Annotated in this window: 27 protein-coding genes; 15 read left to right on the top strand and 12 right to left on the bottom strand. The window is 67.6% G+C overall.

What is annotated here, in order from left to right; all coding sequences use genetic code 11:
- Positions 1-145 precede the first annotated feature (145 nt).
- Positions 146-1,765, top strand: a complete 1,620-nt coding sequence (locus tag ACI8U3_RS12305) for an AbgT family transporter (protein WP_415015167.1) — start codon at positions 146-148, stop codon at positions 1,763-1,765.
- Here the strand turns inward: ACI8U3_RS12305 and pgeF are convergent, their stop codons facing one another.
- From pgeF to lgt, 3 genes are read right to left on the bottom strand one after another with little or no spacing between them, the layout of a single operon-like run.
- Positions 1,766-2,536, bottom strand: coding sequence for a peptidoglycan editing factor PgeF (gene pgeF, locus ACI8U3_RS12300; protein ID WP_415015166.1), 771 nt, complete (start codon positions 2,534-2,536; stop codon positions 1,766-1,768).
- A gap of 1 nt (position 2,537) precedes the next feature.
- A complete protein-coding gene (locus ACI8U3_RS12295) occupies positions 2,538-3,611 on the bottom strand; it encodes a class I SAM-dependent methyltransferase (RefSeq protein ID WP_415015165.1) in 1,074 nt (357 codons plus the stop codon).
- A 4-nt stretch (positions 3,612-3,615) separates the two neighbouring features.
- Positions 3,616-4,515, bottom strand: a complete 900-nt coding sequence (gene lgt, locus ACI8U3_RS12290) for a prolipoprotein diacylglyceryl transferase (RefSeq protein WP_415015164.1) — start codon at positions 4,513-4,515, stop codon at positions 3,616-3,618.
- Between the two features lie 181 nt (positions 4,516-4,696).
- Here lgt and ACI8U3_RS12285 point away from each other — a divergent pair, with 181 nt between their 5' ends.
- The 3 genes from ACI8U3_RS12285 to proC all read left to right on the top strand — a co-directional run bounded on the left by ACI8U3_RS12285 (position 4,697) and on the right by proC (position 6,387).
- The gene (locus tag ACI8U3_RS12285; protein ID WP_415015163.1) at positions 4,697-4,987 is read left to right on the top strand and encodes an accessory factor UbiK family protein; all 291 of its coding nucleotides are present in this window, start codon (positions 4,697-4,699) and stop codon (positions 4,985-4,987) included.
- Between the two features lie 88 nt (positions 4,988-5,075).
- Entirely contained in the window at positions 5,076-5,579 is a 504-nt protein-coding gene (locus ACI8U3_RS12280) for a YbjN domain-containing protein (RefSeq protein ID WP_415015162.1), read from the top strand.
- A gap of 4 nt (positions 5,580-5,583) precedes the next feature.
- Positions 5,584-6,387: a pyrroline-5-carboxylate reductase gene (proC, locus tag ACI8U3_RS12275; RefSeq protein ID WP_415015161.1), complete on the top strand. Its 804-nt coding sequence runs from the start codon at positions 5,584-5,586 to the stop codon at positions 6,385-6,387.
- Between the two features lie 3 nt (positions 6,388-6,390).
- Here the strand turns inward: proC and ACI8U3_RS12270 are convergent, their stop codons facing one another.
- The 3 genes from ACI8U3_RS12270 to ACI8U3_RS12260 form a co-directional block, all read right to left on the bottom strand.
- Positions 6,391-6,873 (bottom strand): hypothetical protein, encoded by a 483-nt coding sequence (locus ACI8U3_RS12270; RefSeq protein ID WP_415015160.1) that lies wholly within the window; start codon positions 6,871-6,873, stop codon positions 6,391-6,393.
- A 111-nt stretch (positions 6,874-6,984) separates the two neighbouring features.
- Positions 6,985-8,349, bottom strand: a complete 1,365-nt coding sequence (locus ACI8U3_RS12265) for an ATP-binding protein (protein WP_415015159.1) — start codon at positions 8,347-8,349, stop codon at positions 6,985-6,987.
- A complete protein-coding gene (locus ACI8U3_RS12260) occupies positions 8,349-9,044 on the bottom strand; it encodes a response regulator (RefSeq protein WP_415015190.1) in 696 nt (231 codons plus the stop codon). Before ACI8U3_RS12260 ends, ACI8U3_RS12265 begins: the two co-directional genes overlap by 1 nt.
- A 127-nt stretch (positions 9,045-9,171) precedes the next feature.
- On the opposite strand from ACI8U3_RS12260, the gene ACI8U3_RS12255 reads away from it, so the two are divergent.
- Positions 9,172-10,050: a branched-chain amino acid aminotransferase gene (locus ACI8U3_RS12255; RefSeq protein ID WP_415015158.1), complete on the top strand. Its 879-nt coding sequence runs from the start codon at positions 9,172-9,174 to the stop codon at positions 10,048-10,050.
- A 21-nt stretch (positions 10,051-10,071) separates the two neighbouring features.
- Here ACI8U3_RS12255 and ACI8U3_RS12250 read toward each other — a convergent pair whose 3' ends face one another.
- The 5 genes from ACI8U3_RS12250 to ACI8U3_RS12230 form a co-directional block, all read right to left on the bottom strand.
- Positions 10,072-12,543 carry a S8 family peptidase gene (locus ACI8U3_RS12250; protein ID WP_415015157.1) on the bottom strand — a complete coding sequence of 824 codons (2,472 nt, stop codon included), beginning with the start codon at positions 12,541-12,543 and terminating at the stop codon, positions 10,072-10,074.
- Between the two features lie 40 nt (positions 12,544-12,583).
- Positions 12,584-13,597, bottom strand: coding sequence for an AAA family ATPase (locus ACI8U3_RS12245; RefSeq protein WP_415015156.1), 1,014 nt, complete (start codon positions 13,595-13,597; stop codon positions 12,584-12,586).
- Positions 13,598-13,735: 138 nt separating this feature from the next.
- Entirely contained in the window at positions 13,736-16,000 is a 2,265-nt protein-coding gene (locus ACI8U3_RS12240; protein ID WP_415015155.1) for a caspase family protein, read from the bottom strand.
- A gap of 79 nt (positions 16,001-16,079) precedes the next feature.
- Positions 16,080-16,712: an NrsF family protein gene (locus ACI8U3_RS12235; protein WP_415015154.1), complete on the bottom strand. Its 633-nt coding sequence runs from the start codon at positions 16,710-16,712 to the stop codon at positions 16,080-16,082.
- Positions 16,702-17,247, bottom strand: coding sequence for a sigma-70 family RNA polymerase sigma factor (locus ACI8U3_RS12230; RefSeq protein ID WP_415015153.1), 546 nt, complete (start codon positions 17,245-17,247; stop codon positions 16,702-16,704). The genes ACI8U3_RS12235 and ACI8U3_RS12230 overlap by 11 nt, the downstream gene beginning before the upstream one ends.
- Positions 17,248-17,405: 158 nt before the next feature.
- Here ACI8U3_RS12230 and ACI8U3_RS12225 point away from each other — a divergent pair, with 158 nt between their 5' ends.
- Genes ACI8U3_RS12225 through ACI8U3_RS12190 form a run of 8 tightly spaced genes read left to right on the top strand, consistent with a single transcriptional unit; the run spans position 17,406 to position 22,431 of the window.
- Positions 17,406-17,702, top strand: coding sequence for a DUF2282 domain-containing protein (locus ACI8U3_RS12225; RefSeq protein WP_415015152.1), 297 nt, complete (start codon positions 17,406-17,408; stop codon positions 17,700-17,702).
- A gap of 16 nt (positions 17,703-17,718) precedes the next feature.
- Positions 17,719-18,561, top strand: coding sequence for a DUF692 domain-containing protein (locus ACI8U3_RS12220; protein WP_415015151.1), 843 nt, complete (start codon positions 17,719-17,721; stop codon positions 18,559-18,561).
- On the top strand, positions 18,554-19,264 hold the full coding sequence (locus tag ACI8U3_RS12215) for a putative DNA-binding domain-containing protein (RefSeq protein ID WP_415015150.1): 711 nt from the start codon (positions 18,554-18,556) through the stop codon (positions 19,262-19,264). Before ACI8U3_RS12220 ends, ACI8U3_RS12215 begins: the two co-directional genes overlap by 8 nt.
- Positions 19,261-19,728, top strand: coding sequence for a DoxX family protein (locus ACI8U3_RS12210; protein ID WP_415015149.1), 468 nt, complete (start codon positions 19,261-19,263; stop codon positions 19,726-19,728). Before ACI8U3_RS12215 ends, ACI8U3_RS12210 begins: the two co-directional genes overlap by 4 nt.
- A 60-nt stretch (positions 19,729-19,788) precedes the next feature.
- The gene (locus tag ACI8U3_RS12205; RefSeq protein WP_415015148.1) at positions 19,789-21,063 is read left to right on the top strand and encodes a NupC/NupG family nucleoside CNT transporter; all 1,275 of its coding nucleotides are present in this window, start codon (positions 19,789-19,791) and stop codon (positions 21,061-21,063) included.
- Between the two features lie 32 nt (positions 21,064-21,095).
- A complete protein-coding gene (locus ACI8U3_RS12200) occupies positions 21,096-21,713 on the top strand; it encodes a glutathione S-transferase family protein (RefSeq protein ID WP_415015147.1) in 618 nt (205 codons plus the stop codon).
- Between the two features lie 53 nt (positions 21,714-21,766).
- Positions 21,767-22,057 carry a type II toxin-antitoxin system Phd/YefM family antitoxin gene (locus ACI8U3_RS12195; protein ID WP_415015146.1) on the top strand — a complete coding sequence of 97 codons (291 nt, stop codon included), beginning with the start codon at positions 21,767-21,769 and terminating at the stop codon, positions 22,055-22,057.
- Complete coding sequence (locus ACI8U3_RS12190; protein ID WP_415015145.1) at positions 22,054-22,431, top strand: type II toxin-antitoxin system VapC family toxin; 378 nt, start codon at positions 22,054-22,056, stop codon at positions 22,429-22,431. The genes ACI8U3_RS12195 and ACI8U3_RS12190 overlap by 4 nt, the downstream gene beginning before the upstream one ends.
- Before the next feature lie 2 nt (positions 22,432-22,433).
- On the opposite strand, the gene ACI8U3_RS12185 is transcribed toward ACI8U3_RS12190, so the two are convergent.
- Positions 22,434-22,868 (bottom strand): PaaI family thioesterase, encoded by a 435-nt coding sequence (locus ACI8U3_RS12185; RefSeq protein WP_415015144.1) that lies wholly within the window; start codon positions 22,866-22,868, stop codon positions 22,434-22,436.
- A gap of 49 nt (positions 22,869-22,917) precedes the next feature.
- On the opposite strand from ACI8U3_RS12185, the gene ACI8U3_RS12180 reads away from it, so the two are divergent.
- A complete protein-coding gene (locus ACI8U3_RS12180; protein ID WP_021696922.1) occupies positions 22,918-23,184 on the top strand; it encodes a DUF3253 domain-containing protein in 267 nt (88 codons plus the stop codon).
- Positions 23,168-23,761: a uracil-DNA glycosylase family protein gene (locus ACI8U3_RS12175; protein WP_415015143.1), complete on the top strand. Its 594-nt coding sequence runs from the start codon at positions 23,168-23,170 to the stop codon at positions 23,759-23,761. The genes ACI8U3_RS12180 and ACI8U3_RS12175 overlap by 17 nt, the downstream gene beginning before the upstream one ends.
- The last annotated feature ends 102 nt before the right edge of the window (positions 23,762-23,863 follow it).

The raw sequence follows: 23,863 nt of genomic DNA, 5'->3' as shown, positions 1-23,863 counted from the left end.
GTCATAACAGGCGCGCCGTCCGCAAGGCCACCGCATGGCTGGACTTTCCGTCCCGGGTCGGCTGAAACTGCGTCTCGACATGGGGGCGTCACGACGGGCTTGGGCCAGTCAGGCCCCGCCCGATTCAGCAGAACACGGACGCCTGATGACCGACGCCACGCCGGCCACGCCCAATGGTTCAACCCCTCCCGGAGGCCAGCCGCCGGGCAAGCGCAACCTGTTCACCCGGTTCCTCGATGGCGTGGAATGGCTGGGGAACTGCCTGCCGCACCCGGTGACGCTGTTCTTCCTGCTGGCCGTGGCCATTGTTCTGTTGTCGGGTCTGTTCGGGTCCATGGGCGTGGCGGTGGAGGATCCCCGGCCGCTGGGCGCCTCCGGCCGGTCCGAGGACGGCATGATCCGCGCGGTCAGCCTGATGACCGAGGACGGCCTGCGCCGCATCTTCACCAGCCTGGTCGGCAATTTCACCAGCTTCGCGCCGCTCGGCGTCGTGCTGGTGGCCATGCTGGGCGTGGGCGTGGCGGAGCGCTCGGGCCTGCTGTCCGCGGCCGTGCGCGGCATCGTGCTGGGCGCCTCGCCCAAGGTGGTGACCATGGCCATCGTCTTCGCTGGCGTGCTGTCCAACACAGCGTCCGAGATGGGCTATGTGGTGCTGATCCCGCTGGCGGGGGCGGTCTATTATTCGCTGGGGCGGCATCCGCTGGCGGGCATGGCGGCGGCCTTCGCAGGCGTCTCCGGCGGCTATTCGGCCAACCTTCTGATCGGCACGGTCGACCCGCTGCTGGCCGGGATCACCGAAGAGGCCGCGCGTCTGATCGACCCGACATACGCCGTGACGGCGACGGCCAGCTATTTCTTCATGGTCGTCAGCGTGTTTCTGGTGACCATCATCGGCACGCTGGTCAGCATCTACATCGTGGAGCCCAAGCTGGGCGCCTATGACAAGTCCAAGGCCGATCCCGAGATTCTCAAGGGCGGCTCAATGGACGCCCTGACCGACAAGGAGAAGAAGGGTCTGAAGGTGGCCGGTCTGGCGGTGCTGGGCATTTTCGCGGTCATGGCCCTGACCCTGGTTCCCGACTGGGGCCTGTTGCGAGACCCGGAAACCGGTGACCGCATCCGCTCCCCCTTCTTCAGCGGCTTCGTCACCTGGATCCTGCTGTTCTTCCTGGTGGTGGGCTTCGCCTATGGCCGCACGGTGGGCACCATGAAGAGCGACCGGGATGTGATCGACGGCATGGCCTCGGCCATCTCGACTCTGGGCCTGTATGTGGTGATCGTCTTCTTCGCCGCCCAGTTCGTGGCCTTCTTCGGCTGGTCGAACCTGGGGGCCATCACGGCGGTCAACGGCGCCACCTTCCTGCAGAACAGCGGCCTGACCGGGCCGGCGGTGTTCATCGGCTTCATCCTGATCTGCTGTTTCGTGAACCTGATGATCGGGTCGGCCTCAGCCCAGTGGGCCATGACCGCGCCGATCTTCGTGCCCATGCTGATGCTGATCGGCTATTCGCCAGAGGTGATCCAGACCGCCTACCGGATCGGGGATTCGACCACCAACATCATCACCCCGATGATGAGCTATTTCGGCCTGATCCTGGCGTGGGCGACCCGCTACAACAAGGATGTGGGCATCGGCACCATGATCGCGATGATGCTGCCCTATTCGATCTTCTTCACGATCGGATGGACCATCCTGTTCTTCCTGTGGGTGTTCGGCCTGGGCCTGCCGGTGGGGCCGGGTTCGCCGACCTATTACGCCGGGTGATCAGTCCACGAGGCTGATGGCCGAGAGCAGGCGGCCGAAGTCCGGCTCGCCGCGCTTGAAGGCCCGGCGGTTGGAGAAAAAGCGCGCCTCGTCGATGCAGGTGTCGTGGCCTGTCCACGCCGCCTGCGCCACGCCGGCCTCGGCCAGTCGCCACAGCACGAAGCCGGGCAGGTCGAACAGGCGCTTGTCCGGCGCCGCGCCGGGCCGGAAAAAGCGCTCCGCGCCAGCGTCGTGATGCTCGAACCGTTCCTGAAAATCGGCGCCGACCTCGTAGCTGTCGGGCCCGATACAGGGACCGACCACGGCGACCATGCGCTCGGGAATGGCGCCGAGCGCCTGCATGGCCGCCACCCCGCTGTGGACCACGCCGTTCAGGGCGCCCTTCCATCCCGCGTGCACCGCGCCCACGACCCGGGCGTGGGGGTCGGCCAGCAGGATCGGCGCGCAGTCCGCCGTCAGGGCGCCGCAGACCAGACCGGGCCGGTCCGTCACGACCCCGTCGCCCTCGGGCCGCTGATCGGCCCACGGCGCCTCGGCCACGCGGATGAGGGTGGAGTGGATCTGATAGGCGGTGAAGAGGCGGTCTTCGCCGGCGCCGAACACGGCGGCGCAGCGGCGGCGGTTCTCGCGCACGGTCCGCGGGTCATCGCGGGAGCCCAGACCCACGTTCAGGCTGTCATAGATGCCGGTCGATGCGCCGCCATTGCGCGTGAAGAAGGCGTGGCGGACGCCGGGCAAGTCCAGCAGGGGGTGGGTCAGGTGCTCGGCCACGTCAGCCCTCGAAGCCGGGAATGGATAGGCTCTTGGGCGCGAACACGCAGGCGGCCTTGAACAGGTCGCCCATCTGATCCGGGGCGGTCAGGCGGTGCAGCTGGCGCTCGATCACCGGCGCGGCGTCGGGGCGCGACTGCATCAGCCTCTGCGCACGGGTCTCGACGCCGAGGGCGCGCAGGAAGTCGCCCTGGCCGCGACAGCCGGTGACGTCGGCGCCCGAGCGCACAGCGGCTTCTAGAACCACCGGAAAGTCGGCCCACTGGGTCAGGTCGGCCTCGCCGGGCGTGGACAGGGGGTCGACCTTCTCATGTCGCTTCAGGGCCTGAAGGGTGTCGCCGGGACCGGGCCGGTCCCTGCCGTAGTCGATCAGCAGCGCGGCGCCGGACGCCTCGCGGATCAGGGCGCCCAGATCGCGGCCGAACGCCGCTTGTTGTTCGGAAACCTCGAAAATCTGGCCGGGGCCGATGTCGAATGTGGGCTTGATGAACCCGGCGCTGGGCGCGGTCAGGCCGAAGGTCAGGCCGCCTGAGTCATCCAGCCCCACGCGCCGCTCTGCCCAGCCGGTGTCGGTGCGCAGGAATTGGCGCGCGGGCAGGCAGTCCAGCACCTCGTTGGCGATCAGGATGACCGGGGCGTCAGTTTCCACGTCATGCAGGGATTTCACCCAGCGCAGCTGGCGATCATGCTCGGACAGCCGCCGGGCCTGTGCCTCGCGCAAGGGCGCGCTGGGCTCGATCAGGAGCAGATCACAGGCTTCCAGAAAAGCGGGCGCCAGGCGGGCGGCGCGCAGGGCGTCGTCCATCAGGGTTCCGTCGCCGGGCCCGACCTCCACCAGCCGGAACCGGTCGGGCGCGCCCAGACGGGTCCAGACCTCAACCGCCCACAGGCCGATCAGCTCGCCGAACATCTGACTGACCAGCGGCGCGGTGATGAAATCGCCCCGCGCCCCCAGGTTCGGCCGCGCGGCGTAGTAGCCGCCTTCCGGGTCATGCAGGCAGCGCGTGACATAGTCCGCCACCGTCATCGGTCCGGTCAGGGCGATCTCGCGCCGCAGGCGGTCGATCAGGGCCATGGCGTCACCCGTTCGCGGGCGGTCGGTTCCAGGCCCGCCAGATCAGCCAGCCGCCGATCAGCATCATGGGGATGGACAGCAGCATGCCCATGGTGACGACTCCCTGCAGCGCGTCCGGCATGTGGGCGTCCGGCTCGCGCACCGTCTCAAGCACTGCTCGAGACAGGCCATAACCGACCAGGAAAATACCGGTGACGTAGCCGGGCTTGGCCAGCAGGCGCCATTTCCAGACCGCCAGGACGAGGATCGCGAACAGGACCAGACCTTCCAAGCCGGCCTCATAGAGCTGGCTGGGATGGCGCGGCTCTACGCCCGCCGGGCAGTAGCCGTAGAGCTGCATGATGCGGTCGTTGCAGAAGATCACGCCGAACGGTCCGTCCGTGGGCCGGCCCCACAGTTCGCCGTTGATGAAGTTGGCGATGCGCCCGAAGAACAGGCCGATGGGCGCCACCGGCGCGATCAGATCGCCGAGGGACAACGGATTGATCTTCTGACTGCGCGCGAAGAAGAACAGCGCCAGCGCCACCCCGATCAGGCCGCCGTGGAACGACATGCCGCCGGTCCAGATCTGAAGGATTTCGAGGCGTTCGCCGATGCCCGATCCGGTGAATATCTGCCCCAGCAGATCGGGCCGATAGAACAGGACGTAGCCGATCCGTCCGCCGCCGATGATGCCCAGGGTGATCCACAGCACCAGATCGTCGATCTGCGGTCCGGATACCGGCGGATTACGCGGCGTCCACAGGCTGGTGCGTTTGGCCAGCATGGCTGCGTAGCGCCAGCCCAGCACAATGCCGGCCACATAAGCCAGGGCGTACCAGCGGATGGGCAGGCCCATCGAGCGGCCGAACAGCTCAACGGGACCGATCGTGAACAGGACCGGATCGAATTCGGGAAAGATCACGCGGGACTCCATCGGCTGGGATGGGCTTCGTTTAGCAAGCGTCGCGGGGGCCGTCGCCCCCGTTTTCTCGTCTTCGGGACGACGGGCCGCATCGACATCAAGGTTTCATTCACCATATCGGGCGGAAGGTTAACGGACGCGGCGCGTCCGTTGAGTCGTTTCCAGTCGCCAGGACAGTCCCATGCAGACCCGTAATCCGTTTCTCGATGAGTTCGCCAAGCTGACCACCGGCGCCATGGGCCTGGCCCAGGCGGCGGGCGAGGAGGCCAAAAGCGCCTGGCGCGCCCAGGCCGACCGCTTCGTGGCGGATATGGATTTGGTGCGCCGCGACGAGTTCGATGCGCTGAAGGCCGAGATCGCGGCTCTGCGCGCCGAGGTCGCGGAGCTGAAAAAGCCCGCCAAAACAGCCGCGAAGACGCCTGGAAAGGGAACGTCCACAGCCGGGGCTCGCCCGAAGGACGCAGCCGGTTGAGCCGAATCTGCGAACACGCCTACCGTCCTGACACGGAGCCTGAGTCGCTTCGTCCTCTCACGCCCCCTCAAGGGAATCGGAAGTTTTCATGGACGCACTGACCCCCGACGAGGTCGAAACCCCATACGACCCGCTGGACGTGGTGGAGCATGTGCTGACGGCCGAGAACCTGCCGTTCGACCGCACCGACCAGGGCGACCTGGCGTTCGCCCTGGCGGGCGACTGGAAGGACTACGAGCTGTGGTTCGCCTGGCGGCCCGAGGGCGATTGCCTTCAGTTGTGCTGTTCGCTGGACATCCGGGCTCAGAAGTCGCGGCGCGCTGCGGCCTATGAACTCGCCTCCATGCTGAACCAGCGGGTCTGGCTGGGGCATTTCGAGGTGTGGGCCGAGGACGGCGAGATCGTGTTCCGCCACGCCCTGGCCCTGCCCCACGGCGAGCGGCCGACCCTGGCCCAGGCGGCGTCCATGATCGATGCAGCCATCGATGCGGCCGACCGCTATTTCCCGGCGTTCGATTATCTGATCCGCGGGGGCAGCAGCCCGCGCGACTCCATTGACGCCTGTCTCTTTGAAACGGCTGGAACCGCCTGAGATTTTGACGGATCGACCTGTAATTCTGATCGGCTGCGGACGACTGGGGTCGTCCCTGGTCGAAGGGTGGCTGAAGACCGGCGGGCTGGACCTGCGCGATCTCATCATCGTCACCCCGTCCTCCAAGCCGGTCGCCGAGGCGGCGCGGGACAAGGGCGCGGTGATCAATCCCGGCGACGAGGCGCTGGCCCCCGCGGATCGCGTGATCCTGGGCGTGAAGCCGGCCATGTGGCGTCAGGTGGCGGCCGACATGGACGCAAAGCTGGCGCCGGACGCCCTGATTATCTCCATGATGGCCGGGGTGCGCGCCTCGGCCCTGTCTGAGGGCTTCAAATCCCGCCCCGTGGCGCGCGTCATGCCCACCACCAGCATGGCGGTGGGCGAGGGCGTGGCCTCCATCTGGGCGGAAAACGACGCTGATCTGGACAAGGTGCGCGGCCTGTTCGCGCCGGTGGCCAGGGTGGTCGGGCTGGCCGACGACGGGCTGATGGATGCGGCCACCGCCGTGTCCGGCTCGGGCCAGGCCTATTTTTTCGCCTTCGTGGAAGCGCTCACAAAAGCGGGTGTGGAGCAGGGGCTTTCGCCGGATCAGGCGGCGGCGCTGGCGTCGGGGACGCTGGTCTCCGCCGCCGCCGCCATGAAGCCGGAGGGCGCGCGGGCTGAGGATCTCATCGCGCGCGTGGCTTCGCCCGGCGGCACGACGCGCGCGGCGCTGGACGTGTTCGCCAAGGACGCATCGCTGGAACGTCTGGTGTCCGAAGCCGCCGCCGCCGCGGTCGCCCGGGCGGCGGAGCTGTCCGGAAGCTGAGGCTTACAGCCGGCCCTGGGCCAGACGGCGCGAGAAGCGCATGAAGGCCCGGTCCGCATCCTGCCAGGTGCTCATGTAGCGGGAATCGCGGATGTCGTGGCTGTACCAGTCATGCTGGACTGGGCGCGTCTGGCCGTCGGCGGTGATGACCTCGCCTTCAATGGCGGCGCCGCCGACGCTGAAGCTGCGGATGTAGTCCAGACCCGGCGTATCACTCAGCTGCTGGCGGGTGGGGCGGTTCGGCGCCACGTCGGTCAGCACCAGATTGATGCGGGCGCCGTCGTAGGCGGGGTTGGACGCCAGCTCCCGCTCGAGCCGCGCTTCCAGGGCGCGAGCCTGATCGGCCACTTCCGCCTGGCCCAGCTCCCGGCTGGCTTCGCGATCCAGACGGTCGCCGATGGTGACGGTGACTTCGGGCTGAGCGCTGGCCGCGCCCGCAAGGGCCGCGGCGACGCCCGCGGCGGCGAGGAAGGAAATCGTACGCATGGCAAGCCTCCTGGCGAACCTGAAGTGACAGCCCCTCAGGGGTGAAGATGCGCTCGATCCGTCGGTTGCGCCAGAGGGGGTGCGCGACAATGTGATCAGCCGGGCAACACCTCAACCGGGAAGGCGGATCACCGCTTTCAGTCCGCCCAGATCGCTGGCGTCCAGGGTGATGTCGCCGCCGTGGCTGCGGGCCACGTCGCGGGCGATGGCCAAGCCCAGGCCGACCCCTTTGGTGTTCTGGTTGCGTGCGTCGTCCAGCCGGGAGAAGGGGCGAAAGGCGTCCTCGCGCTGCGCCTCGGGAATGCCGGGGCCGTCATCCTCAACCGCGATCTCCAGTTCGCCGCCGGCCCGGCGAAGCGACAGGCGGACGCGTCCCCCGTGATCCGCCGCGTTGCCGGCCAGATTGGTCAGGGCCCGGCGAAAGGCCAGGGGACGGACCATCGCCTGAACAGGGTCTTCCGGAGCGGCTATCTCGACCCCGGCGCCGCGCTTCCTGACCTGGGCGCCGACGGCTTCCAGCAGGGTTTTCAGGTCGATGGATTGCGGCGCCTCGCCCGCCTCGCCGCGGGCGAAGGCCAGATACTCGTCGATCATGTGCTCCATTTCGTCCAGATCGCCCAGCATGGCCCGGGTGCGCCGGGTCTGGTCCGCCAGGGCCAGCTCGAGCCGGAGGCGCGTCAGCGGCGTGCGCAGGTCGTGGCTGACCGAAGCCAGCAGCACGGTGCGCTGTTCGATGTGGCGCTGGATCCGCTCGCGCATGTCCATGAAGGCCCGGGCGGCCGAGCGCACTTCACGCGCGCCCGACGGGCGAAAGCGGGGTGCGTCGATGCCCCGGCCGAAATCCTCTGCGGCCTCGGACAACCGCTCGATGGCGCGTACCTGGTTGCGGATGAACAGGATCGCCACGGACATCAGCAACACCGTGGCCAGGGTCAGCCACAACACGAAGATATGACCCTGGGTCGCCACGGCCCGCTCGCGCGGCGCGATGATGCGCAGGACGCCCTGGGGCTGTTGAACCTGGATGTCCACATAGGCGGGGTAGCTGGTGGTGCTGAACCAGAACGGATCGTCCAGTCTGGAATCCAGGGCGTCGTTCAAGGTGCGGTCCACTACCCCGAAGACGCTGGAGTCCCGCTCTCGCGGCAGGGTCCGGCCCTCCTGCAAGGCGATGGACAACTGCATGGAGCGCTCCGCCCGGTCCGCTATGGCCGCCAGGTTCGAGGCCGACGGGTCGTCGCGGTAGCTTTCCACCGCCCAGGCGATTTCCCCGGCCAGCCCCTCGGACAGGCGTGCGGTCACGGTCTGCCAGTGGGCGTCGAAAAACGCCCAGGTCACCGCCACCTGCATCAGGAAGACGGGCAGGATGATGATGAGAAGCGAACGACCCCAAAGGGAACTGGGCAACCGCCGCCTGAGGAACCGTCCCCAGAACCGGGGCCAGTAGCGCCAGGAATGCCCCCCGGACGGGCTCATCAGTCCGGCGCCAGCATATAACCGACGCCCCGCACCGTCTGCAGATAGCGGGGGTTCTTGGGATCCTTCTCCAGCTTGCGGCGCAGGCGCGTCACCTGCACGTCCACGGCGCGACCCGTGATGTCGGCGGTGTCCGAGGCCAGCTGCATGCGCTCCACCGGCGCATGGGCGCTCTGGGCCAGGGTCTTGAGCAGCTGGGCCTCGGCCTCGGTCAGACGCTGGGGCGCGCCGTCGCGGGTCAGCTCCAGCCGCTCCATGTTGAACAGGGCGTCGCCCAGCCGGACCTCCTTGGGCCCGATGGGCTTGGTGCCGCTGCGGCGCAGGATGGCGTCGATGCGCAGGCGCAGCTCGCGCGGATCAAAGGGCTTGGACATGTAGTCGTCCGCCCCGCGCGACAGCCCCTCGATGCGGTCGTCGGCGTCGCCCTTGGCGGTCAGCAGCATGACGGGGGTGTTCGAGGTGGCGGCCTTGGACCGCACCCAGCTGGTCAGGGACAGGCCGTCCTCGCCCGGCATCATGATGTCCAGCACCACCAGATCGAATTCCAGCAGCTCCATCAGCCGCCGCGCGGCGGCGGCGTGCGCCGCCCCGGTGACCCGGAACCCTTCGCGGGCCAGATATTCCTTCAGCAGTTCGCGGATGCGGTCGTCGTCGTCCACGACCAGCAGGTGGCGCCCCTCGCCGGGGGCGGCCACGGGGCCGGAACGACCCGATCCGGCATGGGAATCCGACGCGCTCACCGAACCCCTCCGCGCGGCGAGGCGTTGACCTGAGCGGCCGCGCCCGTTCTAAACGGAGAATCGGTGCAGGAGATTTTACTCAATGACGTTCGTTCCCTTCGACGATCGTGACGGCTGGATCTGGATGGACGGCGACTTCGTGCCCTGGCGGGAAGCGAATACGCACGTTCTGACCCACGGCCTACACTACGCCTCTTCCGTGTTTGAAGGCGAGCGTATGTATGACGGGGAAATCTTCAAGATCACAGAGCATTCCGAGCGTCTGCACCGGTCCGCCGGCATGCTGGACTTCGAGATTCCGTTCAGCGTCGCCGAACTGGACGCGGCCAAGCGGGCCACCTGCGAAAAGGCGGGCCTGACCGACTGCTACATCCGCGCCGTGGCCTTCCGCGGCCCGGAGCAGCTGAGCGTCTCCGCCTTCCCCAACAAGACCCGCATGGCCATCGCCGCCTGGGAATGGCCCAGCTATTTCGACGCCGAGACCAAGCTGAAGGGCATCCGGCTGGAGTGGGCCAAATGGCGCCGCCCCGACCCGGCCACCGCCCCTTCGGCGGCCAAGGCGGCGGGCCTGTACATGATCTGCACCCTGTCCAAGATGGCGGCCGAGAAGAACGGCTTCGCCGACGCCATGATGCTGGACTGGCGCGGCTATGTGGCCGAAGCCACCGGCGCCAACGTGTTCTTCGTACAGGACGGCGTCCTGCACACCCCGCCCACCGACGCCATCCTCGACGGCATTACCCGCCGCACGGTCATTGATCTGGCGAAGGCCAAGGGCATCGAGGTCGTCGTCCGCCACATCCGCCCCGAGGAGCTGTCCGGCTTCACCGAATGCTTCCTCACCGGCACCGCCGCCGAGGTCACCCCCGTGGGCCAGATCGGCGAGTATGGCTTCACGCCGGGCGAACTGAGCCTGGGGCTGATGGAGGACTACGGGCGGCTGGTGCGGCGCCAGGGGTAGGGCGGGGGAGATCTGCAAGCCTCAGACGTCGATGACAGCAGCATCCGCCTCGGCGGCGATGGCGGCGGCGATACGCTGTTCGATCTCGGCATACAGGTCGACCTCCGCATCGCCTGCGTCTAGGGTCACGACCAGACTGTATCGGGCTAGGCGGTCGGAGACCTCCGGCCGACGGGACATCTTCCACCAGCCGCCGACGGGATAGATCGCCAGACAGTCCCGGTCGATCAAATCCGCAGCCGCGCACCGCCACTCATCGGTATGCAACGATCCAGCGGAGACGGACTTGGCTCCGAATAGACGGTCGTTGTCGGCACCAGTTAGATCAAGGTCCTCGTCGGGCGTCTCTGCTAGGGCATTAACCCGGCTCTGGAAATGTGCAGTGGTCTCGCCCCGTTTGCGCAGGTCGAAACGCAGGCCGTACGAGCGGTACCGGGCCGGGGCGAGCGGAGCGTCCGCGCTCGGATTGGGGTCGATGAAGTAGGACAGGGTGACCCTCAACCGGACTTCGTTTTCCGCCAGAAGTGCCAAGGCGTCGCGAGGCCATGGCAGAGCGTAGAAGTGGAAGGCATTCATTCGCACGCTGCCGCCGTCCCTGCGAAAGGGCTGGATAGAGGCTTGGGAGACCAAGGCCAGATCGGCGCTGCGTGAGCGTTTGGCGCGCTCAAGACTCGGCCGGCCATAGCCGAGCCGCCGCGCCAGCGTCATGCGTTCCGTTTTGCCAGCGAGAGCCCGAAACTGCGCCAGCATTGGCGGCGTCCATTCTGCGCCGTGGACCATCAGAGCGCGCACCGTCTCAGGCCAGTAGTCTGGATTATCGGCCAAAAGGCGCGCGGCCATGCCAGCGGCCTGCGCCGCCGCAGCGCTCGTAGCCCAGGATGTGCTCAGCGGTTCTTGGGTCACCCGGTGACCGGTCGTCAGCATCGACAGAGAGTCCAAGCCGCTCCAGTGGCTCTGGTCGAAAGGATCGACCGCACGGTTACCCGCTTCGAAGAGGAGTTCGGGCTTGATCGGCGAGACGCCGCGATGCCAGCTCGCCGAGACCCGGCTGTAGGGGCTCAGCTCTGCTACCCCGGCGGCCGTTGTCCAGTGGGCTCGGGCCGGCTCGGCGATGACGGCCTTGTCGGTCATGCCTCCGATCGTAAGGGCGTTCCAAGCCTGACCCGGATCCTCGATCTCATGACTGTCCCGGTCCTCCATCGCCTCGTCGTTTAAGCCGTCTGGAACGTTCCCGGCGGCGATGATGAAAAGCCGGTGATGACGCTTTTCGACATTTTCGACCAAGGAGTCCGCAGCAGACTGGTCGATAGCGGCGGACCAGCTTGACGCGCGGGGGCCGGCGACGGACGGTTGCCCGAGGGCTAGGCAGAAAACCCGCGGGCGCTCGGGCGCTGCAATCTCGGGCAGGGCCACTGCTTGCTGGGTTACGAGGCCGAGGCTTGCAGGCGCGTTCGCAGGGAAGCCATGCGGTGGAAGCAGCTTGACGGACTCAAGGCCCACGTCGAGCACCACGGGAGTCACGGCCTGCAGGGACGTGGTCAAGTCGCCATATAGGGCCAGCCCCGCCAGTTCGGTTCCGTGCCCAACATCGTCATCCACCCCCCAGTCCGCATGAACGGAGTGGAGGTCGCCGGCTGCCAGCATGGTCGACAGAAGAGGATGGGCCCGGTTTACCCCAGTATCCAGAAGACAGATCGCGGGCGAAGTGGCGGACCGTCCGTCCTGAATAAGGTCTAGAAAGGCGTCGATCCAGCCGTCTTGGTCGGCCCTCGGCTCGCCCTTGAAATACGCCGCGGTGTCACGTCCAAGCCGCAACTCCGCGACACTGTCGACGCCGCTGACGAGCCGGGCCATCTGGGCGGCGTTGGCGAAGACGAAAACCACGGTGCGCTCAGGGAAGGTCAGCCGGTCGGCCGAGACCGGCAGTTCGAGGTGCGCCGCCTTCGCTTCAAGGTTGTGGATGCGGTCCGGCCAACACCAGCACTCCCACCACTGTGGCGCATCGCCCTCAGGCATTTCGCGGTCGTCAATCCAGAGGTCGGCTAGTCGGGCTGCGGAAAACCGATCGATCGCGACGAAACGGCTTTCGTTCTGTTGCGTGCGGCCGGTTGTCGGCGCGCCGTAGCCCGTGATCTTCTCCTCCAGAAAGGCCCTGGCCTTGTCGGGCACAAAGACGGTGCCGACGGCCCGGCCCTCATCGTCCCGACTAGCGGCCGCCAGCCGGAGCCCTTCGCGCTTCCACTCCAGAGACGGCAGGGGCGCATCAACCGCAGTTTCGAAAGCGATATAGGCACCCGGCTCGCCCACCGGGGCTTCGCGCTGGAACAAAAGACCGTCGGCGTCCGCCCATGCGCTGGCCAAGTCTCTCTTAAGGTCCTCGGCGTGCTGCCCGAACGCGCGGCCGTAGGTGTTTCTGTTACCGCCGCCGCCCTTGGGGCGCTGATAGGGGGCTTCGGTGGCAAAGCGGTCGATGCGTAGGTGAGGTCGGAGCACGGGGCACCTTCAGATTCGTCGTCCGACCGTGAAGCTGCACCTATTCGTTGAACAAGTCAGCCATGACTTCACGCATGGCGCGACGCGCTTCGAGCGCTGTTATAAGAGATGGCTGATCGACCGTCTTGCGATTGCTGAGGATGGCTTCACGAAGCGCTTCTTCGACGGCTCGTGATACCTCGCCATGACTGAGCCCGTGCGCGGCTTCGCCAATCCGATCCCATTTCAGCGACCGGCTCGCGCGGCCGCCGAGGCGACGCTTGACGATGTCGCGCACCCCCGCTTCATCCGGAAGACCATATTCGACAATCTCGTCAAAGCGACGGATTAGAGCGCGGTCCAGCAACTCCGGATGATTGGTCGCCGCGACGATGACGCTGTCCGTCGCATTGGGCTCTTCAAGGAACTGCAGGAAGGAATTGAGGATTCGGCGAACCTCGCCGACGTCGTTGCCTGCCGAGCGCTTGCCACCAATCGCATCGAACTCGTCGAAAAGATATACGCCGCGCATCTGCGCGATCTGATCGAAAACGGTTCTGAGCTTAGTGGCGCTGTCTCCGAGAAAACGGGTGATGACGGCGTCTAGCCGGATCGTGAACAGAGGCAGACTAAGCTCGCCGGCTAAGGCACTCGCCGTCAGGGTCTTTCCGGAGCCGGGAGGGCCGACGAGCAGGATCTTGGAGCTCGGACGAAGAGCGTGCTCGCGCAAGCGACCGCGGGACGTCTGCTGGCGGACCATCCGATCCAGCCGCTCGCGAACCATCGGCGTGAGGGTCATCTCGTTCACCCGCGCCTTCGGCGACGCGACCGTAACGAGCTCCTCAAGATCTCCTCGGGGCTTCGCCAGCTGGGTGGCACCCACGGCTGTGATCGCTGTATCACCAGCATTCCTAAGTCGGGGGCGATCAAGCAGCTTCTTCATAGTCGCAGCGGTCTTGGTATGCCCCTGACGTGCCTCAGCTGCCGCGATCTGCAGCGCGACTGTTCTGACTTGTTCGCTATCGCCTTCGAGATGGCCGGCGAGCAGCGCGATGACCTGGTTGGCGGCGGGCATGGGTCCGAGTCTTTGGCTAGCGTGAACGCACTGTAGACCATGGCTGAGAAGACGTTAACGCGCCTTCAAGCGAATTACGGCGGCAGATAACCCAAAGTGCGTCGAATGGCGACAGGGCTTGTCCGTCACACCCCCCCCTCACTCCCCCGCCAGCCGGATGATCACGTCGTCCACCTGAACGCCGCCGCGGTCGATGACCAGGTTCTGGTAGTTGCGCTGGCCGTCGGCGGTCTCGGCCTCCACGTCGGCCACTTCCACGCGGAACTGCTGGCGCAGGTAGGTGGACAGTTCGCCGGCGGTGACCAGATCGTCGCCGTTCTCGTCGGCGGTTCCGTCCAGGCCCGTGCGCAGGAAGTGGGACAGGTAGCCCCCGGCCTGGAACTTGTCGGCCACGGCGCTGGTCAGGTCTTCCTCTGAACTGAACACGCCCATGACGCCGGGTCGGGTGATGATGTCGCGGGCGAAGCCGCCGCTGTAGCAGGCGTCGATCACCAGCAGGGACAGGCGCGCGTCCACGGTGTCGAACAGGGCCGCCAGTTCGTCGTCGGACAGGTCCCCGTCGTACAGGGACAGCAGCTCGCTCTGGCCGTCCAGCTCGGCGGGGTCGTCGCTGTCCTCCTGCACGCCGTGGCCCGAGAAGAAGAAGATGAACAGGTCGTCGGGCCCCGCCCGGGCGGCCACCTGCTCGAAGGCGGCGGTGACGGAGGCCCGGGTGGCCTGGGCGTTGGTCAGCACGATGCTGGCGGGGTTCAGCACGCCCTGACGGGCCAGCTCCTCCTCCAGCTTGACCGCGTCCTCGTCGGTGAAGGGCAGGTCGTTGTGGTCGCCCGGATAGTCGGACACGCCCACCATGACGGCGAACACCCGCTGGCCGGACTCCACCACGCGCTGGCGCTCGGACTCCTGACCCTGGGCCACCGACAGGGTGTAGCGGCCCGTCTCGCCGGGCGCGAAGCTGGTGACCTGAACGGTGTATTCGCCGTCCTCGGCCAGCACCTCGTTCAGGCGGGCGTTGGTGCCGTCTGGCCCGTCGTCGTTGTCCATCTGGTCGCCGGTGGGCGGGCTGAGCATCAGATAGGTGTCGAACTCGTCCGACACGGCGTCGATGGCCACCCGCTGTCCGCGTTCGCCGATGAAGCTGTAGCTGTCGGTGTACTCGCCGGAGTTCAGCTGGGAGTCGCCCGGGGCCAGGGCGGCGGTGATGGTGTCGCCGATGGACAGGCGGCCGCCGGACGGGGCGGCCTGTTCGCTGCGGACGTCCGTGTCCGCCACGTCCGCGCCCGCCGGCGCCACGCTGAGGCGATAGTCGCCGGATTCGCCCGGCGCATAGCTGGTGGCGGTGATCTCATAGACCCCGTCCGCCGGCAGGGTCGTGACGATGCGGCTGTCCAGCCCGCCGGCCGGATCGTCGTCGTTGAAGGTTGAGAAATCCCCCGGCCCCGTGACCATCAGGAAGGGGTCGAACTGTTCGGAGATCAGGGCGATCTGGACGCGCTCGCCGGCCCGGCCGTTCAGGGTGAAGGTGTTCACATATTCGCCGCTGCGCAGCTGGGCGTCGCCGTCCTGCAGACGTCCGCGCACGTGGGCGCCGACCTCGATCGTGCCGGTGACCTGGCCCGGCGCCGGTTCGGGCCGGGACGCCGCCTCGCCCGCCCGTGTCACGCTGAGGCTGTAGCGTCCGCTTTCGCCGGGCGCGTAGCTGGTGGCCGTGATTTCCACCTCTCCGTCCTCGGGGAAGACGAAGTCCAGCCGGCTGTCCAGGCTGCCGCGCTGCATGGAATCGTCATCGTTGTCCTCGGACAGGCCCAGGCCGCGCACCATCAGATACGGATCGAAATCGCTGGACGACAGCCGCACCGCGACCCGCTCGCCGCGCCGTCCGCGCAGGGTCCAGCCGTCGCGGAACTCGCCGGAATCCAGCCGGTCGTCGCCGGACGTCAGGCTGCCGCTGAGCGTCTGACCCGGTTCGATACGCCCGCCGCCCGGATTGCCGCCCGCCGGCGACTGCGCGCCGTCGATTACGGAAATCTGATAGGCGCCGGTCTCGCCGGGCGCATAGCTGGTTGCCACGATGCGGTAACGGCCCGACACGGGCAGGCGCACGTCCAGCCGGGCGTTCAGGTCTTCGGCGTCCGCGTCGTCGTTCTGGTCGCTGAAGCCCCCGGGGCCGTCGATCATCAGGTAGGGGTCCACCGCGCCCGAGTTCATCAGAATGGTCAGGCGGTCGCCGCCGCGCCCCTCAAGTTCATAGACATCCATGAACTCGCCGCTGTTCAGCCGCGCATCGCCCGCCGACAGTTGGCCGTTCAGGGTCACGCCCGGCCGCAGCATCTGCTGGGCCTGGGCCGCGGCCGGAAACGTCAGGCCCAGCGCCAGCGCCGCGATGAGTGTGGTGGTCTTCATGTCATGCCCCGATCTGAACAGCCGCGCACAGCCTAGCTTGCCGCGGGGCGGCGGCAAAGCTGTCGGAATCCGACGGCGCTCACCAGCGCAGGGCGTGCCGTCCCAGCAGCGCGCCGATCCCGCCGCACAGCAGCACGCCCAGCGCATACCAGGTGGCCACGAAGGCGGCGGTCGCCTCGGGGCAATGCAGACCATAGGCGGTGGCGCCCAGGGCCCCCGTCAGCACGCCCATGGCGGCCCCGGCCCGCGCCGGACGGGTGGGGGCCAGCCCCCGCGCCGACAGCCAGATGAAGGGGGCGGCGAAGACGGACACCCTCAGGATGTTGACGGAGCAGTACCGCCAGGTGTCCCCCAGCCAGACCTCCATCCGGGCCTCCGGCGTAGACAGCAGGATTTCCACGGCGCCCGCCAGGACGGCTGCGCCGACGATCGCGGCCAGCGCCAGGGCCGGCGCCTGCGCCGAGGCGCCCGGGCGCCCCAGCCGCACCACCAGCCATCCGCCGGCCACGGCCAGAGCGGCCGTGTACGCGGCCTTGGCCCAGAACGCGGGGCCCTGGACGGCGGCGCCGAGATCCGGGCGCATGCCGAGCAGGAACAGCACCGCCAGTACGGCGGCCGCAGCGGCGACCATCAGGGCGGCCAGGTTGAGCCGCGCGGGCCGCACCGGCTCGGCGCCGGCGCCCAGGGCGTCGATCAGGTCGTCAGTCTTCATGGGGGGTCACGCTGGCGGTCAGGGTCCTCATGGCCCGGTGGACGCTGACCTTGGCCGCGCCCTCGGTGAAGCCGTTCCTGCGCGCGGCCTCGGCCACGCTGAAGCCGGCCAGGCGCACGTCCTCGATCAACCGGCGCTGGCGCGCGGGCAGGATGGACAGGACCCGCGACAGGTCGCGCCGCGCCACGCCTTCCTCGGCGGTTTCAGATGCCCAAAGCACGTCCTGATGGTCCTCCAGCGGCACGGTGACGCGCCGCCCCTGGCGACGCAGATGATCGATCAGCTTGTAGCGCGCGATGGCGTAGCACCACGCCCCCACGCTCTGGTCCGGCTGAAACGTGGCGCGCTTGGCGTGGATGGCGATCAGGGTTTCCTGAACCAGATCCTCGGCGTCGGCCTCGCAGTCGAACAATCGTCGCCGGAAGAAGGCCCGCAGGGGGGCCCGCAGGTCCATCAACAGGCTGCGCCAGGCCGTGGCGTCACCCGCCAGACCCGCCTGCATCAACCGCCTCAGATGGACTTCACGTTCGGCCACGATTGGTCCTGAGTTCGTCCGACGAGACCAAAGGTTACACCGCAGCCGAAAAAAAGCAGGCCGACATTTTTTTCACGCCGGCCGTAACCTCCGGCGGTCGGGGATCGAACCCGGTGATGTCGGACCGCCCCGGTTCCGATCGCACCAAGGAGACCCCCATGAACCGTACCCTTATCCTTACCGGCGCCGCCGCCCTGATGACCGTCGGCGCCGGCGTCGCCGCCGCCCAATCCGGCGGGCAGACCGCCGAAGGCGCCCAGCGCGGCGAGATGGAACGCTGCTACGGCGTTTCGCGCGCCGGCCAGAACGACTGCGCCGCCGGACCGGGCACCAGCTGCTCCGGCACCTCGACCCGCGACTGGCAGGGCAACGCCTGGAAGTATGTGGCCAAGGGCACCTGCACCTCCATCGAGACGCCGCGCGGCAACGGCTCACTGACGCCGATCAACCGCTGATTCCGCGAGACCGCCCATGCACCCCACCGCCGGACTGGGCCTGAAGCCCCAGCACTACAGCGAGGCTCTGGCCTGTCCGGCGCCCGGTCTGTGGTTCGAGGTTCATCCCGAGAACTACATGGTCCAGGGCGGGCCGCGGCTGGGCTGGCTGGCGGCGATCCGCGAGCGGCATCCCCTGTCCCTGCACGGGGTGGGGATGTCGCTGGCCGGCGCCGAACCACCCGACGCCGTCCACCTCAAGGCGCTCAGGGCGCTGATCGACCGGTTCGAGCCGTTCGTGGTGTCCGAACACCTGGCCTGGTCCCGTCACGCGGGCGCCTACCATCCCGATCTTCTGCCTTTCCCACGGACCCGGGCGCTGCTGGATCGCATCTGCGACCATGTGGACGCGGCGCAGGACGTGCTGGGCCGCCGGCTGCTGATCGAGAACCCGTCGCTTTATCTGACGCTGACGGGCCACGAGATGGACGAGGTCGAGTTCCTTGCGGCGCTGGCCAGGCGCACCGGCTGCGGCCTGCTGCTGGACGTGAACAATGTCCATGTGAGCGCCCACAATCTGGGCTTCGACCCCGTGGCGTATCTGGATGCCGTCCCCGCCGGGCTTATCGGAGAGGTTCATCTGGCGGGGTGCGCCCCTGATCCGCAGTGGGGAGAGGCGCTGCTGATCGACAGCCACGCCGCGCCTGTGTCCGAGGATGTCTGGGCCCTTTACGCGCGGCTGATTGCGCGCGTCGGGGCGAAGCCGACCCTCATCGAACGGGACGCCGACCTGCCGCCCTTCGATCATCTGCTGGCCGAGCGGGACCGCGCGCATGGGCTGTTGAGCGCCGCGCGGGAGCGGAGCGTGATCCATGTCTGACTTCCATGACGCCTTTCACCGGGCCCTGGACGGCCCGCCGGACGGATTGTCGCCCTGGCTGACGCTGGACGCGCGCGGTCTGGCTGGGCTGTCGGTCTATCGCAACACCGCCACGCGGGGCCGGATCGAGGCGCTGGCTGCCAACTATCCCACTGTGGTTCAGGTCGTCGGTGAGGAATGGTTCACCGGGGCGGCCCGGGCCTTCGGGCGCCAGCACCCCGAAGCCGACGCCGTGCTGGCGGCCTGCGGCGAGGCCTTTCCGTCCTTCCTGACCACGTTCCCGCCCGCGCAGTCGCTGCCCTATCTGGCCCCGATGGCGCGGCTGGATCGCGCATGGACCGAGGCCCATCTGGCGCCGGACGACGGGCCGGGCCCGCTTCATCCCTCGGCGCGCCTGTTTCGCTTTGGCTGGAGCGTTCCGGCCCTATGGCTGGCGCACCGCTATCCCGATCAGTCCGGCGCCGCCATGCGCTGGGCGCCGGAGACGCAGGCCATCCTGATCCACAGGCCGCAAGACGGGGTCCGCGCCCGTCTGCTGACCGAGGCCGAGTGGACCGTGCTCGACTCTATCCGCCGTGGACTGACCCGCGGCGCCGTCATGGCCCGCGTGCTGATCGAGCATCCGCATCGGGACTACGCCGATCTCATGGCCGAGCTGACGGCCTGGGGCGTCCTTTATTCTCAACCGGAGCAGACCCCATGACCGCCGCCGCGCGCACACTGAACTTTTCCTTTTCCGCTCTGCACGCCCGTCTCGAAACGCTGGCGCCGCACAGCCTTCTGGCCCTCGTCATGCGCCTTGGCGTCGCGGCGGTCTTCTTCATTTCTGGCCGAACGAAGGTGGAAGGGGTCATCACCTTGACCGACACCACCTTCTTCCTGTTCGCCGAGGAATACCGGGTTCCGCTGTTGTCCCCGGAAACCGCGGCCTATCTGGCCACCTGGGCCGAGCACCTGTTTCCGTTGCTGCTGGTGCTGGGACTGTTCACGCGGTTTTCCGCCCTGGCCCTGTTCGGCATGACCCTGGTGATCCAGTTGTTCGTCATCCCCGCCGGGTGGCCTGCCCATCTGATGTGGGCAGGTCCCATGCTTTACCTGATCTCGCGAGGTCCCGGCGCCTGGAGTCTGGACCGGCTGACAGGTCTGGAACGTCCCTCCGGCGCATGATCCGCTTGCACCCCGCGCGTCGGCCGCTACAGGGAGGGACGCGCGCGGGGAGCCTTGCCGATGTTCAGCCTTCTGAATCTCCAGAGCCTGCTGGGTCTGGCCGTCATCATCGGCCTCTGCTGGGCGTTGTCGGAGAACCGGCGGGCCTTTCCGTGGAAGCTGGCGCTGGGCGCCGTGGCGGTTCAGACGGCCATCATCCTGATCGTGTTCGGGGTGCCGGGGGCCGAAGTGGGGCTGGCGGTGATTTCCGGCGCGGTGGAGGGGCTGGCGGCCGCCACCCGGCGCGGGGCCCAGTTCATCTTCGGCTATCTGGCGGGCGGGGATCAGCCCTATTCGGTGGAGAACCAGGGCGCCCTGTTCGTGTTCGCCTTTCAGGTGCTGCCGCTGATCCTGGTGATCTCGGCCCTGTCGGCCCTGCTGTGGCACTGGAAGATCCTGAAGTGGATCACCCGGGGCTTCGGCCTGCTGTTCCAGAAGTCCATGGGGCTGGGCGGCGCCTCGGCCCTGGCGGTGGCGTCCAACATCTTCCTGGGCATGATCGAGAGCCCCATCGTCATCCGCGCCTATCTGGACAAGCTGACCCGGTCGGAGATCTTCCTGCTGATGACGGTGGGTTTCTCCACCGTGGCCGGCTCGACCATGGTGGCCTACGCCACCATTCTGGCGCCGGTGCTGCCCAATGCGGCCGGCCACGTTCTGGTGGCGTCCATCGTCTCCGCCCCGGCGGGCGTGCTGCTGGCCCGCATACTGGTGCCGGAAAAGCCGGGGGAGGGCGGCGCCTACGCCGAATACGACTCGGCCCTGAAATACGACAGCGCCATCGACGCCATCTCAAAGGGCACCGCCGATGGGCTGATGGTGGTGCTGAACATCTCGGCCATCCTGATCGTGTTCGTGGCGCTGATGACCCTGATCAACATGATGATCGGCGGTTTCTGGCTGTTGGGCGAGCCGGTGACGGTGGAGCGCCTGCTGGGCTTCGTCTTCGCGCCGCTGGCGTGGGCCACGGGGGTGCAGTGGAACGAAGCGGGGACCGCCGGCTGGCTCTTGGGGGTCAAGCTGACCCTGACCGAGTTCGTGGCCTTCATCGAGCTGGGCGCCATCCCCGACGGCGAGATCAGCGAGCGCACCCGCCGACTGATGACCTATGCCCTGTGCGGCTTCGCCAACATCGGCTCGGTGGGCATCTCGGTCACCGGCCTGTCCATCCTGATCCCGGAGCGGCGCGAGATGGTGCTGGGCCTGGTCTGGAAGGCGCTGATGGCCGGATTCCTGGCGACCCTGGTCACCACCTCGGTGGTCGGCGCCTTGCCGGACAGCATCTTCACCGGTTAGGTTTCGAAAGGAAACGAACCGGAGGGCGACCCATGAAGCTCTATGACACCCAACGCGCGCCCAACCCGCGCCGCGTCCGCTGGCTGATGGCGGAAAAGGGCATTGAGGACATCGAGATCGTCCAGGTGGACCTGCTTTCCGGTCAGCACCGCACGCCCGAGTATCGCGCCAAGGTGGGCGCGCCGCACGTGCCGGCGCTGGAGCTGGACGACGGGACCTGCATCTCGGAATCCATCGCCATCTGCCGCTATCTGGAGGCGCTGCATCCCGAGCCGAACCTGTTCGGGCGGGACCCGCGGGAGCAGGCGGAGATCGAGATGTGGACCCGCCGGGTGGAGATGTATCTGTCCACGCCCATGATGCTGACGGTGCGCTTCACCCATCCGGCGCTGGCCGCGCTGGAAGAGCCCAAGCCCGAGGTGGCCGCCTACAACCGCGACGGCGCCGAGCGCTATATGAGGACGCTGGACCACCGTCTGGCTGACCGGGAGTTCATCGCCGCGGACCGCTTCACCATCGCCGACATTGTGGCGGCGACGGGTGTGGATTTCGGAAGGTTGATCAAGTACCGCCCGCCGGAAGAATACGGGCACTTCAACCGCTGGCTGGAGGCCTGCCGCGCTCGCCCGGCGGCGAAGGCGGGGCTGTGAGCGTCATGCAACCAAAGCTTACAATGTTGGCCTAGCCAGGTTAGCTTATCTGGATGGCCGTCACCGCGAACATCCACGACGCAAAGACCAATCTGTCGAAGCTGATCGAGCGCGCCGTCGCCGGCGAGGAGGTCATCATCGCCAAGGCGGGTAAACCGGTGGTGCGACTGCAACCTGTCGAGATCGCCAAGCCGAAGGGCAGGCGGGGAATCCTCGGGTCGCGAAGGGGGCAGATCAAATACGCACCCGACTGGGACAGCCCGGAGACGAACGCCGAGATCGAGCGGCTGTTTTATGGCGATGAGGCGGATGAGCCGCCTTTGCGCGGCTTCGCGGAAGAGTGAAGCTTCTGCTCGACACCAATGTCATCCTGTGGATGCTGGATGATCCGGAAAGGCTGTCGTCACTCGCGCGGGATGCGATTGATGACGCCTCCAACACCCTCATGGTCAGCACCGTCTCAATCCTTGAGGTGGCCATCAAACTGTCCACCGGAAAGCTGCAGATCGCCTACGACCTGCTGGAAGCCGTGGTGGAAGAGGGTTGCGAGATTCTCGAGGTGAAGGCGGAGCATGCCTGGACGGTCAGGAGTTTGCCACTGATCCACCGCGATCCTTTCGACCGGCTGCTGGTCGCCCAGGCGATCTGCGAAAAGGTCGTCATGGTCACGAGCGACCGGACCCTGCCTCGCTACGGCGCGCCCATCCTGCGCGCCTGACCTCAGGCCCTCGGCGTGAACTTCTTGATGACGCCGGAGAAGGTCATGAGGGTGCGGCCGCCCGTCTGGATCTGGCCGCGCACGAAGATCAGCGAGCCGCCCGCGCGCACCACCTCGCCGGTGGCCTCCACCAGTTCGCCCACATGGGCGCCGTCGATGAAGGTGGAGTCCAGCTGCACCGTCACCCCCGACTTGCCCTCCATCTCCTGATAGGCGGTCTGGAACAGGGCGATGTCGGCGAAGGTCATGAGGCACCCGCCGTGCATGCGCCCGCCCGCGTTCATGTGCTTGGGCTCGGCCCGGAAGGCGCAGCGCATCTGGCCGTCGGGGTCCGGCTTGAAATAGAACGGGCCCACCACCTGGTCGAAGGTGCCGTGCAGGTCATAGGTCTGCCAGCCGGCGAATTCGCCCTCGCTCACCGTGATCTTCTCGACCATCCTCAATCTCCGACTCGAAATATCTTTTGCAGCGCAGCATATAGGCCCGATGACCGATCCAATCGAGAGCGCCATCTTCGATCACCTGAACCGGCTGGCGCCCGGAAAGTCCATCGAGCCGTCCGACGTGGCCAAGGAACTGCAGCCCGAACAGTGGCAGCGCATGCTGCCCAAGGTGCGCGGCGTGGCCGTGGGCCTGGCCCGCGAAGGCCGGCTGATCATCACCAAGAAGGGCAAGCCGGTCGATCCGAACGCCTTCAAGGGCGTTATCCGGCTGAAGCTGCCGGACGCCCCTGGAGATGATGACCCCGCCTGACCTGAACGCTGTCCTCGCCGAGATCCGCGCCTGCCGCGCCTGCGCCGGCGAGCTGGCGCACGAGCCCCGACCGGTGGTCATGGTGGCGCCGGAGACGCGCCTGCTGATCTGCGGCCAGGCGCCGGGGCGGCGGGTGCATGAGAGCGGCGCGCCCTTCACCGACGCCTCCGGCGACCGGCTGCGTGACTGGATGGGCGTGGATTCGGAGACCTTCTACGGCGATCCGCGTATCGGCGTGGCGGCCCAGGCTTTCTGCTATCCCGGCACGGCGGTCGGGGGCGGGGACCACCCGCCGCCCAAACGCTGCGCCCAGCTGTGGCGACCCCGTCTGCTGGACGCCCTGCCAAATGTGGAACTGACCCTGCTGGTGGGCGGCCACGCCCAGGCGTGGGCGCTGGCCGAACGAATGAAGCCGACCATGACGGAGACGGTGGCGGCGTGGCGGGAGTATCTGCCCGACGTCCTGCCCCTGCCGCACCCGTCCTGGCGCAACACCGCCTGGCTGCGGCGCAATCCGTGGTTCGAGGCCGAGGTGGTCCCGTATCTGCGCGGGCGGGTGCGGAGTATGCTGGCATGATGAAAATCCTGAATGTGCAGCCCCTCTCCCATGGGGAGAGAGAGGGGCCCGACGCGAAGCGGCGGGAGGGTGAGGGGGTTCGGTGGAACCGTCCCCGGCGCC

It is taken from the genome of Brevundimonas sp. (genome assembly GCF_047617075.1).
Classification (GTDB): domain Bacteria; phylum Pseudomonadota; class Alphaproteobacteria; order Caulobacterales; family Caulobacteraceae; genus Brevundimonas.
Note: the sequence above shows the minus strand (reverse complement) of the source record. Positions and strands in the feature narration are given on the sequence as shown.